General features: G+C 44.5%; 13 protein-coding genes. 7 read left to right on the top strand and 6 right to left on the bottom strand.

The window, feature by feature from the left end; all coding sequences use genetic code 11:
- Positions 1 to 76 precede the first annotated feature (76 nt).
- A complete protein-coding gene (locus tag IQ263_RS18565; RefSeq protein WP_194069095.1) occupies positions 77 to 580 on the bottom strand; it encodes a hypothetical protein in 504 nt (167 codons plus the stop codon).
- A gap of 292 nt (positions 581 to 872) precedes the next feature.
- Here IQ263_RS18565 and IQ263_RS18560 point away from each other — a divergent pair, with 292 nt between their 5' ends.
- Positions 873 to 1,367 carry a helix-turn-helix domain-containing protein gene (locus IQ263_RS18560; protein ID WP_194069094.1) on the top strand — a complete coding sequence of 165 codons (495 nt, stop codon included), beginning with the start codon at positions 873 to 875 and terminating at the stop codon, positions 1,365 to 1,367.
- A 209-nt stretch (positions 1,368 to 1,576) separates the two neighbouring features.
- Here IQ263_RS18560 and IQ263_RS18555 read toward each other — a convergent pair whose 3' ends face one another.
- Positions 1,577 to 3,112 (bottom strand): mechanosensitive ion channel domain-containing protein, encoded by a 1,536-nt coding sequence (locus tag IQ263_RS18555; protein ID WP_194069092.1) that lies wholly within the window; start codon positions 3,110 to 3,112, stop codon positions 1,577 to 1,579.
- 574 nt (positions 3,113 to 3,686) lie between these two features.
- Complete coding sequence (locus tag IQ263_RS28700) at positions 3,687 to 3,839, bottom strand: hypothetical protein (RefSeq protein WP_228050166.1); 153 nt, start codon at positions 3,837 to 3,839, stop codon at positions 3,687 to 3,689.
- 265 nt (positions 3,840 to 4,104) lie between these two features.
- On the opposite strand from IQ263_RS28700, the gene IQ263_RS18550 reads away from it, so the two are divergent.
- Both IQ263_RS18550 and IQ263_RS18545 read left to right on the top strand, forming a co-directional pair.
- A complete protein-coding gene (locus IQ263_RS18550; protein WP_194069091.1) occupies positions 4,105 to 7,476 on the top strand; it encodes a PAS domain S-box protein in 3,372 nt (1,123 codons plus the stop codon).
- Between the two features lie 5 nt (positions 7,477 to 7,481).
- A complete protein-coding gene (locus IQ263_RS18545) occupies positions 7,482 to 8,810 on the top strand; it encodes a hybrid sensor histidine kinase/response regulator (protein ID WP_194069090.1) in 1,329 nt (442 codons plus the stop codon).
- On the opposite strand, the gene hpsU is transcribed toward IQ263_RS18545, so the two are convergent.
- Positions 8,779 to 9,507 (bottom strand): hormogonium polysaccharide biosynthesis acetyltransferase HpsU, encoded by a 729-nt coding sequence (gene hpsU / locus IQ263_RS18540; RefSeq protein WP_194069089.1) that lies wholly within the window; start codon positions 9,505 to 9,507, stop codon positions 8,779 to 8,781. The genes IQ263_RS18545 and hpsU overlap by 32 nt on opposite strands.
- 55 nt (positions 9,508 to 9,562) lie before the next feature.
- Between hpsU and IQ263_RS18535 the strand changes: the two genes are divergently transcribed.
- Positions 9,563 to 10,363 (top strand): cation diffusion facilitator family transporter, encoded by an 801-nt coding sequence (locus IQ263_RS18535; protein WP_194069088.1) that lies wholly within the window; start codon positions 9,563 to 9,565, stop codon positions 10,361 to 10,363.
- A gap of 279 nt (positions 10,364 to 10,642) precedes the next feature.
- Here the strand turns inward: IQ263_RS18535 and IQ263_RS18530 are convergent, their stop codons facing one another.
- Positions 10,643 to 11,560: a glycosyltransferase family 2 protein gene (locus tag IQ263_RS18530; RefSeq protein ID WP_333194536.1), complete on the bottom strand. Its 918-nt coding sequence runs from the start codon at positions 11,558 to 11,560 to the stop codon at positions 10,643 to 10,645.
- Here IQ263_RS18530 and IQ263_RS29910 point away from each other — a divergent pair.
- Positions 11,487 to 11,699 carry a hypothetical protein gene (locus tag IQ263_RS29910; RefSeq protein WP_333194537.1) on the top strand — a complete coding sequence of 71 codons (213 nt, stop codon included), beginning with the start codon at positions 11,487 to 11,489 and terminating at the stop codon, positions 11,697 to 11,699. The genes IQ263_RS18530 and IQ263_RS29910 overlap by 74 nt on opposite strands.
- 1 nt (position 11,700) lies before the next feature.
- Here IQ263_RS29910 and IQ263_RS18525 read toward each other — a convergent pair whose 3' ends face one another.
- Positions 11,701 to 12,672 carry a glycosyltransferase family 2 protein gene (locus tag IQ263_RS18525; RefSeq protein WP_194069086.1) on the bottom strand — a complete coding sequence of 324 codons (972 nt, stop codon included), beginning with the start codon at positions 12,670 to 12,672 and terminating at the stop codon, positions 11,701 to 11,703.
- 409 nt (positions 12,673 to 13,081) lie between these two features.
- Between IQ263_RS18525 and cobU the strand changes: the two genes are divergently transcribed.
- Positions 13,082 to 13,654 carry a bifunctional adenosylcobinamide kinase/adenosylcobinamide-phosphate guanylyltransferase gene (gene cobU, locus IQ263_RS18520; protein ID WP_194069085.1) on the top strand — a complete coding sequence of 191 codons (573 nt, stop codon included), beginning with the start codon at positions 13,082 to 13,084 and terminating at the stop codon, positions 13,652 to 13,654.
- A 278-nt stretch (positions 13,655 to 13,932) separates the two neighbouring features.
- Positions 13,933 to 14,355, top strand: a complete 423-nt coding sequence (locus IQ263_RS18515; RefSeq protein ID WP_194069084.1) for a hypothetical protein — start codon at positions 13,933 to 13,935, stop codon at positions 14,353 to 14,355.
- Positions 14,356 to 14,385: the final 30 nt, after the last annotated feature.

The following is a 14,385-nucleotide window of genomic DNA, read 5'->3' as shown; positions in this document are numbered from 1 at the left end:
AGAGCCTTTTTAAGCTTTTGCTCGTTTCCTTTCGGGCGAGTTATTAAATAAAGATCATAGATGATTTTAGCTATCCTTAGTCGCTTGAGTCCCAATCCTCAATTTTAACTTCCAGTCCACTCATAAAACTTACTCCTAACGAACTTTTGACAATGGATTCGTTGATAGCAACTGATTGACCAGGCTGTAAAGTTTGATTAATTATCACCGGCTTCGTGTAGAGAATTGTATTGCCTTTAGCGATCTGAAGATTTGGGATACCAATCTTGATGGGTCTACTGCTGCGGTTTGTGATGTTACCTTTAATATTAGCGATATTTTCCCATCCTTTTCTTAAATCTGATGATAATCTTAAGTTAGCAATCAAGGGGTTCTGATTTCGTTCTATTGCTTTTATCGCCTCGTCTATCCGTCCTCTTTCACATACTGGCTCAAGGGATATGTGGTTGCCCGTTTTGGGATCTGTCCAGAAACAGCCCGGATGCTCTTGGGCGATCGCACCGCTGTAACCCAAAGGCAAAAACGGAATTACGACAGCAGAAAGGGAAGTCGCCACACGCAGAAGTTTAAGTCTGGCCATAACACTTGGTTCCTTGAGCTTTTCTAGTTTATTGAGTGCTCAGCCTACAGCTTTTTTCTTAGAACCGATCGGCGTCAGCGCTTTGAGAATTCTCTCGAATAGCCTTTTGCTTACAGCTACCGCTTTATGTCAAGCTCATCTTTATCACTCCTCCACATACTATAGCGATCGCCCCTAAGCTGAAAAGCGGGAAAAGACGGATCTTTCTAACCTTTCAGTTATAAGTCGGAAAAAGACGGATAGACGCGGTTAAAGTCGGATATAATAATCGAAGTTTCTCACAGCCTTGATAATGGATATTCGCGAGGTACTCGAATTTGTAGATCAAGTTGTCTACGATAAGACAGGTAAACACCTCAATGATTTACAGCGTGGAATTATCGAGGGAACTCTGAATCGACTAAAGTATGCTGAGATTGCCGATAGTTATCGTCTTTCGGAAGGTCACGTTAAGGATAGAGGTTACGAGCTTTTGCAAATGTTATCAGATGTGTTTGATGAACCCGTTGACAAACACAATCTTAAATCGGTCTTAGAACGGAAAGGAAATCTCAATATTAGTTTTGGCGATAACAACATTATGGGTTATATCAATATTTGCTCCGATCGCCCCACTCCTACCCCAAATAAAAGCCAGCCTGCGACTCCTGACTTTCAGCGAGACCAGTATCAAGCCAAAATTGAAATGGTTGCTAAGTTACGGCAATTCGGCTTGAAAGACGAGCAAATAGCAGAGTTGCTGGGGCTAACTTTGGAGGAAGTTAAGCAGGTAGACTCGGAGGAGTAAAAGTAGGGTGCGCCTCGGCGCACTTTACAGGGGCAGTAATGTACTGCGTTACTGGCTGGTTGATATTTTTGCTCGTTACCAGGAAGAGCCTGGTAATGCAGGTGCGGAGGAAGAGCCTCCTTTGAGGAAGGCAACTTACAGGAGAGAGGACTGTAGGAGGTGTTGAAGTTATTAAGTTTTCAATCCTAACATAATTGCACGCTGTTGATTTAGCCATCTTTTGCTTCAACACCAAATAAATCTTTCAGCCGTTTTCTCACCCACTCTACAGGATTTTCATCATCATCTTCTTCCGATGCTTCTACCAACTGCATCTCTCGCAACAGTTGCTGTCTCTGGCTTAACTCTTCTTTGTGCTTGACTATCTCCTCAATAATCTGTTCGTATAAATCCGGTCTTTCAGTTAAAACTTTCTGGAAACCTTCCTTATTGATGCCAAACAAAATAGTTTCTTCCAAAGCTCTCACCGAAGCAGTTCTGGGGATTCCCAACATCAAAGAAAGTTCCCCCAAAAACTGACCGACACTGAGATAATTCAGGTGTTTGTCAATAGCTTCCACAAAAACTTCCACCGAACCTGAAAGAATCAAATAAAAAGCATCTCCCGGATCGTTTTCGTGAAATAAAAATTCTTGTGGTTGCAGCCGTTGGCGGTATCCCACTTCAATCAATTGCCGCAATTCTAAATCCGTCAGATGTTCAAAATATTCTACCTTTCGCAGCAAAGAGGTAAGGGACAATTGCGTTTTGACTTCTTCTCCTACCGCAACCGGGGATTTTCGATCGTTTTTAGGGAAACTTTCAGCGGTGGAGATTGCTGTTTTATTTGGATCGAACAGCGACAATAAAACTTCGGGATTTCGCAAATACAAGTCTCGGTTATTGAAAGGAAAGTCAATTCCCTGCTGGCGAAAATTGTACTGAATGGCAAAATTCAAAGAACTTTTAATAAATTCTCTTTCTACGGGTTTGTCTGTCCAAACTAAAAGCTCAAATTTAAAACTATCCTCGCCAAACTCAACAAACAATACTTTCGGAGTCGGTTCGTACAAAACTCCCGCTTCCGCGTAAGCAATATTTAATAGAGTTTCTGTCACTAATAGCGGGTCGCTATTCTCGGCTACTTCTATGGATAGTCGCAGACAAAGTAACGAGCTTTCGTAACTCCAGTTAACAATTTTGTTGCTAATTATAGTGCTGTTTGGAACTATAACGCTGGAGTCATCAGTGGTTTGGACGATGGTCGAGCGAATCGTGATTTTTTTGACGATTCCCATCAATCCTTCTAATTCCACAAAGTCTCCGACTTTCACCGGTCTGTCTAAAAGCAGCGTTAAGCCGCTGACAAAATTAGTTGTTAAATCCTGGATTCCGAAGCCAATTCCGACTCCCAATCCCCCTGCAACGACTGCCAAAGAAGCAAGGTTAACGCCGATGCTTTGGATGGCGAATATCACTCCAAAAGCGACTATTAAGTATCGCAAAATTACGGCGATTGCTTCCCGGTTTCCCTCGTCAATTCCCAACTTAACTAGCAAGCGTTCTTTAAGGAAATTGGTAAAAGAGCGGGCTACGATCAGGATACCCATGAACAATACAATCAGTTCCACAAGTGACTGCATCGATACAGGATTATCACCTATTTTAAATAGGGTTGCTGTGAACAGTTGGGAGAGTTGTGTTAATAAGTCTTCTGGAATTTCGTTCAAGTTGACTTCAGGAAATGATCTTGTTTGTGTTTCCATTTTTAAGCCGTTGGCAGTAAGGAATAAAGTTGTTGGTTGACCGTCTGGCAATAAAATCTTGAACTCGTTATTACAAATTTTTGACCTATTTTCGTGGTAAAAGACTGCATTGGTGACATATATCTGTGGTTACTCAGACTAGGCAGTTATCCGTGTTACCAATTTCTAGGATATATTTGATTCCTAGGCCTGCGGTGTGCCACTTTTCCCAAATAGCCTAATTATATATTATTAATGCCAATCTCCATACTAACTTTAGTCAAGGTTAACTATCTGGGATTTTATCATAATGTTGGCTAATTTATTGTTGACTTTATGTTATAAAATTAAGCAGGGATTATGGAATGACTGTTTAAGGGGACAAGTTAAATATCCGAATATTATTATAATGAGTTGAACTGGTGGGATAAATATTGCTATTACTGTAACATTTGAGTCCGTCTTGTGTATATCTAAGAGTATCTCATTGAAAATTTAATGAATCTAGCTAAAATTGATAAGGTTCCAAGAATACTTGGCATTCTACCGACCTGGGGACAATCTATAACTTAATTGCATTTGTCAACCAGTAAAATTACGGAAAACACGGCTTATTCAGGAGTGGAAAATTGGCGATTTGGGGGTGGGTGGAAATAAATATGGTGCGAGACATGATGGCTCGATCGCCCAAATCTAAGTTTTCCACCAAAAACCTGAGTAAATGCTGAGCATAATTGCTGATTGACAAATGCTTCCCTAGCTTAGGTTGTCACCAATGTTCTACCGATAGGGTTGATTAGCAATAGAATTGATGAATAATAGAACTGCTTGGCGATACATCCGAAGAATTAACGGAAATAGTGTCACAAGGGGTACAATATATCCCCGATTGAAAACCTAATGGTCGCCCTACTGAAAGTTTTTTTCAGTACCTAAATTGGAGGCAACGAAAACCTTGCGATCGCCCGATTGGAAAGAAATTCTAGAATTATAGCTGAAATGCACGAGCCAACATGAGCAAATTCCCACCCGATAAAAACCAAGCGAAACAGCAAGAGGACACAACAGCACAGGCATTGCGACAGACTCACTTCGACGCTTTTTTTGCGGGAGCTAATGTCGGAATGATGATTTTAGACCACCAACTCCGCTATGTCCAAATTAACGAAGTTATGGCCCAGATAAATTGCGTTTGTGTGGCCGACCATATGGGCAGATCAGTGCGTGAAGTGCTGCCAGAATTGGCTCCGACTTTGGAACCAATTCTGCAAGGCATTCTGGATACGGGCCAGCCGATGCTTGACCTTGAATTAGTGGGTGAAACGCCGAAAGAACCGGGCATCCTGCGCTACTGGCAAGCATCTTACTATCCTTTGCTGGATGAAAATGGCAAGGTATTTGGTCTTGGTGGGATTGTGATTGAAGTTAGCGATGCCTACGGCGAGCTTCGCTTACGCAAGCGGGCAGAACAAAAGCAGGCACGACTGACGGCAATTTTGGAAGCAACTTCCGACTTAGTAGGAGTTACGGATGCGACTGGGCATAGCGTCTACCTCAACCAAGCCGGACAGGAAATGCTGGGGATGTCCCCAGAAGAAGCACGATCGCCATTTAGTATAGATTCTGTATTAGCTCCCTCGGCAAAAGCAAAGTTCCACAACGAAATAATTCCCACCGCCTTGCGAGAGGGTAGGTGGGCTGGTGAAATCCTATTTTTGTCACGGGATGGGGAAGAAATTCCAGTCTCCCAGGTTTTGATCGTTCACAAAACTGCAGCGGGCGAAGTCGAGTTTATTTCGACTGTTGCGCGGGATATTCGCGAACAACAAGCTGCCCTGCGCGATCGCAAAAAAGCAGAGGAAGAACGGCAATTGCTTGCTACCACAATTGAGAACAGCCGTGACTTTATTGGCGTTGCTTCAATGGATGGTCGGCCGATGCTGGTAAATCAAGCGGGCATGGATTTAATGGGACTGAGTAGTGTGGACGAAGCCAAAACCAAACACATTACCGACTTCTTCATGCCAGAAGATTTAGACTTTGTACAGCAGTATATCCTGCCTGTGCTGATGAAAGAGGGAAATTGGCGAAGTGATTTCCGGTTGAGACATTTCGTGACAGGTCAACCCATCGCGGTAGACTACACCCTATTTTTGGTCAATCATCCAGAGACTAATGAACCGATAGGAATTGCCACTATTACGCGGGATATTCGCGATCGCAAACAAGCGGAAGAAGCGTTGCGACATAAAGAAGCTCAGTATCGCAGTATTTTTGAGTCTGTGAACGATGGCATTATCATCACAGAACTAGAAACCGGAAACTTAGTCGCCATCAATCCGGCGCAAGCCAGAATCCACGGCTACACTTCTGAGGAGTTCGCTCAACTACCACCTGGAGGCTTCATACACCCAGATAGTTACCACCTATTTGTGGACTTCTTAGAAACTGTGAAGGCCGGTAAGCAGTTCTTCTGTCATGCCATTGATGTCCGCAAGGATAACAAGTGCATTGATGTGGAAGTTACAGCAAGCCCCTATTGGCAGGATGACAAGTTGTATGCGTTATCTGTGGTGCGAGACATTAGCGATCGCAAACAAGCCGAAGATGCGATCAAACAAAGCGAAGAACGCTATCGTTCGCTAATCGTTGCTACCTCCCAAATGGTCTGGATAACGGATGCTGAAGGAAGATGCCAGGATACACCGACTTTCAGAGCTTACACCGGACAAACCGAGGCTGAGGTGGTTGGTTTTGGCTGGTTAGATGCAATTCACCCGGACGATCGCGAACGAACAGTTCAGGTGTGGATGGAAGCAGTGCAAACGAAAAGCCTATTTGAGATAGAATATCAACTCCGCAGAGCCGATGGAAACTATCGTTATTTTCAAGCTAGAGCGGTGCCCATTCTGAATGAAGATGGCAGCATTCGGGAGTGGGTTGGCACTTGCAGCGATATCCACGATCGCAAACAAGCAGAATTCGTACTGTCAAAAGCCAAGGAAGCAGCAGAAGCTGCTAGTCGGGCTAAAAGTGAATTCCTTGCTAACATGAGCCACGAGTTGCGAACTCCCCTGAATGGCATCATGGGATACGCACAGATTCTTCAGCGTTCTAAAGTCTTGAAAGAAGAAGAGCGATCGCGCATTGATGTCATTTATCAGTGCGGTTCCCATTTACTGACCTTAATCAATGATATTCTCGATTTGTCGAAGATTGAAGCACAGAAAGTGGAACTCATGCCCACCGATTTTCATTTCCCAGCGTTCCTGCAAGGTGTCGCAGAAATGTGTCGTATCCGAGCTGAACTAAAGGGAATTCAGTTTAATTTTCCATCAAGCCCCGAACTCCCGATCGGTATTCGTGCGGATGAAAAACGCTTGCGACAAGTGTTAATTAATCTTTTGAGCAACGCTATTAAATTTACGGATGCGGGCACTGTTACTTTTATAGTCAGTTTTGCCACAGAAGCAAAAATTCGCTTTGAAATACGCGATACAGGTATCGGCATTGCCCAAGATCAACTCCAAGCTATCTTTCAGCCCTTCGAGCAGGTAGGCGATCGCAGACGGCAGACGGAAGGTACGGGATTGGGACTGGCAATTAGCAAAAGGATTGTAGAACTAATGGGCAGTACCATTGAGGTTCAAAGTGAGATGAATGTTGGCAGTATTTTCTGGTTCGATGTCAATCTGTCTCAAGCCGAGGAATGGGTAAAAACGTCTCAAATCGACCATCACGGGCAGATTATTGGCATCAAAGACCGCCAACCTAAAATTGTGGTGATCGATGACAAATGGGCTAACCGTTCGGTAATTAGCAATTTGCTCAGTCCGATCGGCTTTGAGGTGTCTGAAGCCAACGATGGGCAGGAAGGCTGGGAAAAAATTATAGAGTTGCAGCCAGATTTAATCGTTACCGACTTACTAATGCCCGAACTAGATGGCTACGAGCTCATTAAGCGGGTTCGAGAATCGGAAAACTTCAAAGACATCGTGATTATTGTCTCTTCTGCGAGCGTATTTGAAACCGATCAATACAGAAGTTTAGAAGCAGGAGGCAACACCTTTATTCCCAAACCTGTTCAAGCCACGGAACTACTACAAAAATTGCAACAGTATCTTGGTTTGGAATGGGTTTATGAAGCTAATGAAGAGCCACTGGCGAGATCCTCAGACACCAACGAGCTAATTGCCCCGCCTGCTACAAAAATGGAAATACTATACGAGCTGGCTATGCAAGGAAATTTCCTAGAAATAGTTAAGCAGGCGGCATTACTGGAAGAAATAGATCCCAAATACATTCCCTTTGCTAAAATATTGTATCAAATGGCAAAAGACTTTCAAGACGAAGAAATTTTAACATTTATTGAGTCCTACAAGTAAGGTTTATGAATTCAGAAATTCAAGCAAAGGGTACGATTCTTATAGTTGATGACAATTCAGCTAACTTGGGTGTCTTATCTGATGCCTTAAGCCAAGAAGGATTTGAAGTTCGGGTTGCAAAATCTGGCAAAATGGCACTAGAGCGAGTCAAATATGCTCTCCCCGATCTAATCTTGTTAGATGTCATGATGCCAGAGATTGATGGATTTGAAACCTGTCGTCGATTACAAGCTAATCCAGAAACTAAACAGATTCCCATTATATTTATGACGGCGCTCTCGGATACGGCCAATAAAGTTGAGGGGTTTAAGCTTGGGGCTGTAGATTATATTACCAAACCCTTCCAACAAGAGGAAGTATTAGCTCGCGTCAAGCTGCATTTAAAGCTTCATATTCTAGCTGACAAATTAGAGGAAAAAAATACGTTATTGGAGGAAAAAGTTGTAGAAATCAGCCAAGCCTATGATAATTTACAACAAATGCAACTTAAGTTAATCCAAAACGAGAAAATGTCCAGCTTAGGGCAAATGGCGGCTGGGATTGCTCATGAAATAAATAACCCGATAAATTTCATATCTGGCAATCTGGGTTATGCCCAAGAGTACGCTCATAACTTGCTAAAACTTATACATCTATATCAAGAAGATTATGTAAATTCCACCCCTCGGATTCAAGCAGCAATGGATGAAATAGAACTAGACTTTGTAGAGGAAGATTTTATCAAAGTTCTTAACTCAATCAACTTAGGAACGGAGCGCATCCAAGAGATTGTCAAGTCTATGCGAATCTTTTCTCGCCTAGATGAGGCAGAGGTGAAAGCAGTAAATATTCATGAAGGAATTGATAGTACACTCACTATCCTGCATCATCGTTTAAAAGCAAAACCAGAGCATCCTGAGATTGAACTAATAAAAAATTATGGTCAGCTTCCACCAGTAGAATGCCATGCCGGACAATTAAATCAAGTGTTCATGAATATTCTTGCCAATGCCATTGATGCTTTAAATGAATCTAATCAGCAGCGTTCGTTTTCAGAAATCAAACAACACCCGAACCGCATTCAGATTAGTACAAAAGTAATTGACGAGGAGTGGGTGGCGATTCATATTGGTGACAACGGTAGAGGAGTTTGCGAAAGTCTACAACCGAAACTATTTGACCCCTTTTTTACTACCAAACCGATCGGTAAGGGAACTGGATTGGGGTTATCTATCAGTTACCAAATTATCGTTGAAAAGCATGGGGGCAGATTGTACTGCCAACCTACAGAAGAAAAGGGAATAGAATTCGTTATTGAAATTCCTATTCGGCAGGAAGCTTGTCAAGCTGCTTAGTTTCTCGGTGCAATGTCTCTTTTGAACTTTGGTTAATTTCTCGCAGGTAGCGGGCACGACAGGGTGTTCCCGTGCAAACAAAGCCGGCTGGCATATTTTTAAAGACGCTGCTGCGAGCTCCAATTAAAGCGTTGGCACCGATTTCGACACCGGGACCAATGAAGCAGTCGGCGGCAATCCAAACGCCATTATTTATGATAACAGATGCTGTGATTAAGCCGAAAGCTGGGTCTTGGGAATCGTGGGTGCCGGTGCAAAGGTAACTTTTTTGAGAAATGACGCAGTGTTTGCCGATCGCAATTCGATCGAGACTGTACAATACAACATCGTCGCCGATCCAACTGCAATCGCCAATTTCTATTTTCCAAGGATAGGTAAAACGAGCCGTGGGGCGGATAATTACGCCAAAACCTATTTTCGCGCCAAATAACCGCAGCAAGCCGCTTCTGATGCCGTTAAAAGGGTGTGGAGTGAGGGGAAATGCGATCGCCTGTACGAACCACCAAATCAAAATTAGCCAACCAGGCCGGCCGCGATCGAACTTTGACTGGTTGTACAGTCGCAAATCAATTAAAGATTCACCTGTCAAAGTATTTGGGTGATTATCGCTAATTGGACTAGGGTTTATTTCAGGATTTGGGGAATTTGCGATCGGATTTTCCGGTTGTTGGTGCGGAGTTGGTATATTATAAGTCATTGATAGTTAATTTAATGTTTAATTAAAAATCTAGTTTAAGCTTAAGGACTGCTGCATGATATTTCCAGTTAGGGACAATTTACACTCTGAAAAGGCCAAGGATCTGGCACTGTGCGAAAATCAAACTCCCAGAATTGACAACAAAGTGCGACTTTTACAAATAGCTTTGGTACTGCTTAGCAGCTTTTTTGTAGCAGAGTTAATCGCTGCACTTAATTCTCATAGTTTGTCCCTATTAGCAGATGCGGGTCACGTTTTTTCAGATGTAGCAGCTTTAGCAATAACTTTGACAGCCACTTGGTACTCTTCAGTCAAACGCAAAAGTAAATCAGTAGATTGTGCGATCGCCCGATCGCCAATCCCGGAACGAGGAGAAATCATTGCCGCTGTAATTAATAGTATCAGTTTAGTGGCCGTCGCCCTGTGGATTGCAGCAGAGTCGATCGCCCGCTTGCAGTCTCCAACCTCCGAAGTAGAAGGACTCCCGATGTTAATTACCGCCACAGTCGGTTTAAGCATCAACTCGATCAATGCTTGTTGCTTGCATTCCTGCTGTCACGGCGACTTAAACCTCAAAAGCGCGTTTCTGCACGCCGTGGCCGACATATTTTCGTCGGTTGGAGTAATTTTAGCTGCGATCGCCGTGGCGTGGCTGCACTGGAATTGGGCGGACGGCTTGATTAGCTTGCTAGTCTCTGCATCAATTATTTTATTAACTCTACCATTGCTAATCGAAAGCATCCAATTGCTGATGGGAAAAGTCTCAGAAATATCCGCAAATCAACAGCCTTGCGATTGCGAAAAAATCAGCGCCGAAAAATTACTTTTCCCCTCACTAGAAGAACTTATTAAATAAAAGAATCTCTCTTTTATCCGTTTTTCAATCAGGAAATTATCTGCGCCTATAGCGGTTCGATCGCGTGGTGAGGATAGCCCTAGGCCCTATGCCCACCCTTCGACTTCGCTCGGGGGGCAAGATGCCCGGCGCGGGCCGGCGCGGGCCGGCGCGGGTCTATCCCGGATAGTACCTCATATGAGAGCTCGAAAGGCTATATCAATCAATCAAAGATTTAGGCAAAAAATCTCAAAATTACTCAAGCCAATCAGTGCCAACTTTACAAATACCGGCCAAATATTAAGGCGATTTAACTTCCGTTTCCTGACTTCTTATTACAGGCGCAGGTAAGGGAGGCTCAGATTCTGCCACATTCAACTGGCCGCCGCAGCAGCTCAATTCATAAAGTTTGGCATTAATTTGATATTCGTACTGACTCAATAACCTTGCATAAACATAGCCAGCTTTTCCATCCAAAAAGCCTAACTGAATAAAGTAAAATAAAATAAATCTCAGCATTGGTTTAAAAGGCAGCCTCACCCAAACTTTTTTGAGGAATCGCTTTCGCTGCACGGCATCTCCAAATAGGTTAGCGCCAATAGTGCCGCTGTCGCCGCGACCTGTAAGAATATTGTAATAAACGCGAGCTTCCCAATTAGAATAGCGGTTGTGACGCTCGATCCAGTGAAATAAATTGCGATAATCCTCGTGGATCATGTCATTTTTTAAGTAGCCGACTTGACCGGCTAAAATGACGTGTTCGTGAACTTCGTTGTCACCTGTATTGGGGACGGATTCGGTGCCGAGATTTTCGTAACGGCCTTTTTGATGCTTGAACAAACGCAAATTCCAGTCGGGATATCGGCCGCCGTAACGCAGCCATTGACCTAAAAAGAAGACTTTGCGGTTGAGGTAGTAGCCTTCAAAATTGGGGTCTTCGATCGCGCAGGCGATTTCGTCCCAAAGTTCCGGGGGAATGCGCTCGTCGCAATCGACAATTAAGACCCATTCGTTGCGAAAGGGCAGGTTGTCCAAAGACCAATTTTTCTTTTTGGGCCAGCGATTATTGAAGTAGAACTGCACTATTTTTGCACCGCTGCTGATGGCAATTTCTACCGTGCGATCGCTGCTTTGGGAATCAACCATGAAAACTTCGTCCGCCCTAGCAATGCTGGCCAGACACGCAGGTAGATTAAGTTCTTCGTCTTTTGCCGGAATGAGAACCGAAACCGGAATCTTGGATGAACTAGAGGTCATAATCGATTGCTTGAACCTGAATGCGGTGGAGTTGTTGTGGTTGAAGTGCGATCGGCCTGGTAGCGCCGACGACTCGATCGGCGAGGGATATTGCTTATAGCCTAAGGCCTGCTGGTCGATTTCGGTAGAAAAATCATGCCGCGGAGGGCTGCACTCAAATAACCGATTTGACCCCAGGCAAAAACGAAATTTTCAAAGCGCAGCGCCGGATCTCTAATGTATTTAAAAGACTTCCAGATACCCCTCAATATTCTTTCACCCCCCCGCCCAAGCTGAGCAATACCGGCTCGATCCGACAATTGTTCTCGATAACACTCGCTAATGCCTTGCCACCACCCGCGCTCTAGAAACCAAGCTTTGTTAAGCCTTTCTGGGGCGACATTGTGCAGCACTAGGGCAGACGGCAGATAAACAACTTGCCAACCTAACTCTAATGCTAATTCTGTGGCGCGCAATTCTTCGTTTGACAGCAACTTTTTACCGACTCTACCGAGTTTGACATCGAAGCCGCCAATTTGTTCGAGAAAAGCGCGCCGGATCGAGTAGTTGACACCCCTGGGAGTCAAACCGGCAGCAGTCACGTACTGGCAAGTATCGCCTAAATCGTATTCTCCTAAGTTTTGGGCCAATCCTGGTGACAGCCATGCGGGCGGGCTGATTCCGCAAGGCCACAGCAAGTTAACTTTGCCGCCGGCTACGGCTAGTTTTTGATTGCTTTGATAAGCGCTGTACAGTTCCCTGAGCCAATTTGGATCGGCAACAGCGTCGTCGTCGAGATAAGCTAATATTTCGCTGCCAGCTTGCTTAGCGCCGGTGTTCCGGGCGATTGACAGACCGATTTCGGGTTCCCAGACGTACTTGAGACGCCGATCGCCCAATCGGGCTTCTACTACCTCCCGCGTGCGCGAAGCGGAACTTTCGGGACTGGCATAATCGCTAGAGGCGTTATCCACTACTACTATTTCAAAGTTGTCGGGAAAATCCTGTACCAGCAAGCTGTCGATCGCCCCCGCTAAATAGGCCGCGCGATTGTGGGTGCAAATTATTGCTGATATCTGAGGACTATCTGACATAATTGAGAGATGAGGAAATATTGGGGTTCTCGATCGACTGACTCCGATTTTCTGCGATCGATGCTATTATCGCTTAAAAAGCATTTAACCGTTGGCAGTTTAAATCATAATGGGTAATTGGTAATGGGTAATTGCTAATTATGTTTAATCCTTTGTAAATAGCTGATTACAAATAAACACGCCGATCGGGATGGTCGGTTTTGCCTCGATAGACAGGATTGTATAGGAGTGATATTCAGCTCAACTCACTCCTACCAAATACTAGGTTTTTTTCGCTTGTCTAATGATGCGATCGATGACTAGCCTTCGACTTGCTTCGGCTTCGCCACCGGACAACTCGCTCTTCGGCTAAAATAACAGATAACAAATAACAAATAACAAATAACAAATAGCAAATAACAGATAACAAATGACTAACTTAGAACCAACGGCATTGAGACAATTAATTTTAGTAACTGGGCCGGGCCGAAGCGGCAAAAGTGAATGGGCTGAAACTCTGGCGGCAGGTTCGGGAAAACAAGTAATCTATGTGGCTACCGGCTTGGTTGATGAAGCGGATTTGGAGTGGATGAGCCGCCTCGAACAGCACCGAAATCGCCGTCAGGTTGATTGGGAAACTCTCGAAGTGCCGATCGAATTACCGGCAGTTGTGCGATCGGCTCAATCGTCAGAATGCTTGTTGATTGATTCCCTGGGAACTTGGACGGCGAATCTGTTGGAACAAGAAGCGACAGTTTGGGGCCAGATGCAGCAAGATTTGCTCGCCGGTTTGAAGTCAACAGCGGCCCATGTAATTTTGGTAGGAGAAGAAACCGGATGGGGAGTTGTGCCTGCTTATCCGGCGGGGCGGCTGTTTCGCGATCGCCTCGGCACTCTGGTGCGGCACATCGGGGCGATCGCCGATTCTGTTTATCTCGTCACCGGAGGTTACGCCTTGAATTTGAGCGCCTTGGGTACGCCGCTGCCGCCAGCCAAGAATTAACAGCCCCGAAGGGCGATCGACAAGGGAGAAAACATCTCGGTTTCCCGACATAAAATTTTAACTGAAAATCAGGTATAATTTTAACGAAGATTGAAAACTCAAGAGTCACATAAATTAGTCAAAAAACATACTCCCTAGGGCAAATAGCACAACAATTTGATATGAGGAATAGCCAAATCTTGAAACAATGTAAAAGATAAAATGTTTCTTGAGAAAGAGGGCTAATTTCAAATTTAAAGTCTAAAATCATCAATTAGTTGAAGGGTTGACTAAAAATTATGGCATCAAATACTGAAGTAAAAAAATATATTGCTTACTGGTTTCAGTTAGGCAAAAAAGTATTAATTCGCAACGGTTCCGAAGCGCTGCTGCCAAAATCGGTAATTGCGGGCGATCGCTACAGCAGCGAATTTGAAGAATGCTGGCAAAAAATTATCTCCCCCGACAGCGGCGACTGCTACCTGCAAGGCACAAACGAAACAATTGCCCAACTGCTGACACCAGCATGGGAAGTCAGTCCCTGCGCGCGCTGCGCTATGCCCGTAGTGTTCCACCAAGCCGGAATGCCACCTGAGTCCTGTGTCTGTAACGACTTACCGAACTGGCCGGATACCGAAATGCCCCAACCTCGATCGCCCGTCAGCACAAAATCGCAACTTTCAGGTATTCGCGATCGACTCCAGAGAACCGGGGGGGAGTAAAGAGGGGGAGAGGGGGAGATTGGGAGATGT

Source organism: Tychonema sp. LEGE 06208 (genome assembly GCF_015207505.1).
GTDB lineage: Bacteria > Cyanobacteriota > Cyanobacteriia > Cyanobacteriales > Microcoleaceae > Microcoleus.
Note: the sequence above shows the minus strand (reverse complement) of the source record. Positions and strands in the feature narration are given on the sequence as shown.

Coding starts and splice junctions, on each gene's coding strand:
- IQ263_RS18565 (WP_194069095.1), bottom strand. CDS start 580: ATGGCCAGACTTAAACTTCTGCGTGTGGCGACTTCCCTTTCTGCTGTC.
- IQ263_RS18560 (WP_194069094.1), top strand. CDS start 873: ATGGATATTCGCGAGGTACTCGAATTTGTAGATCAAGTTGTCTACGAT.
- IQ263_RS18555 (WP_194069092.1), bottom strand. CDS start 3,112: ATGGAAACACAAACAAGATCATTTCCTGAAGTCAACTTGAACGAAATT.
- IQ263_RS18550 (WP_194069091.1), top strand. CDS start 4,105: ATGAGCAAATTCCCACCCGATAAAAACCAAGCGAAACAGCAAGAGGAC.
- IQ263_RS18545 (WP_194069090.1), top strand. CDS start 7,482: ATGAATTCAGAAATTCAAGCAAAGGGTACGATTCTTATAGTTGATGAC.
- hpsU (WP_194069089.1), bottom strand. CDS start 9,507: ATGACTTATAATATACCAACTCCGCACCAACAACCGGAAAATCCGATC.
- IQ263_RS18535 (WP_194069088.1), top strand. CDS start 9,563: ATGATATTTCCAGTTAGGGACAATTTACACTCTGAAAAGGCCAAGGAT.
- IQ263_RS29910 (WP_333194537.1), top strand. CDS start 11,487: ATGAAAACTTCGTCCGCCCTAGCAATGCTGGCCAGACACGCAGGTAGA.
- IQ263_RS18525 (WP_194069086.1), bottom strand. CDS start 12,672: ATGTCAGATAGTCCTCAGATATCAGCAATAATTTGCACCCACAATCGC.
- cobU (WP_194069085.1), top strand. CDS start 13,082: ATGACTAACTTAGAACCAACGGCATTGAGACAATTAATTTTAGTAACT.
- IQ263_RS18515 (WP_194069084.1), top strand. CDS start 13,933: ATGGCATCAAATACTGAAGTAAAAAAATATATTGCTTACTGGTTTCAG.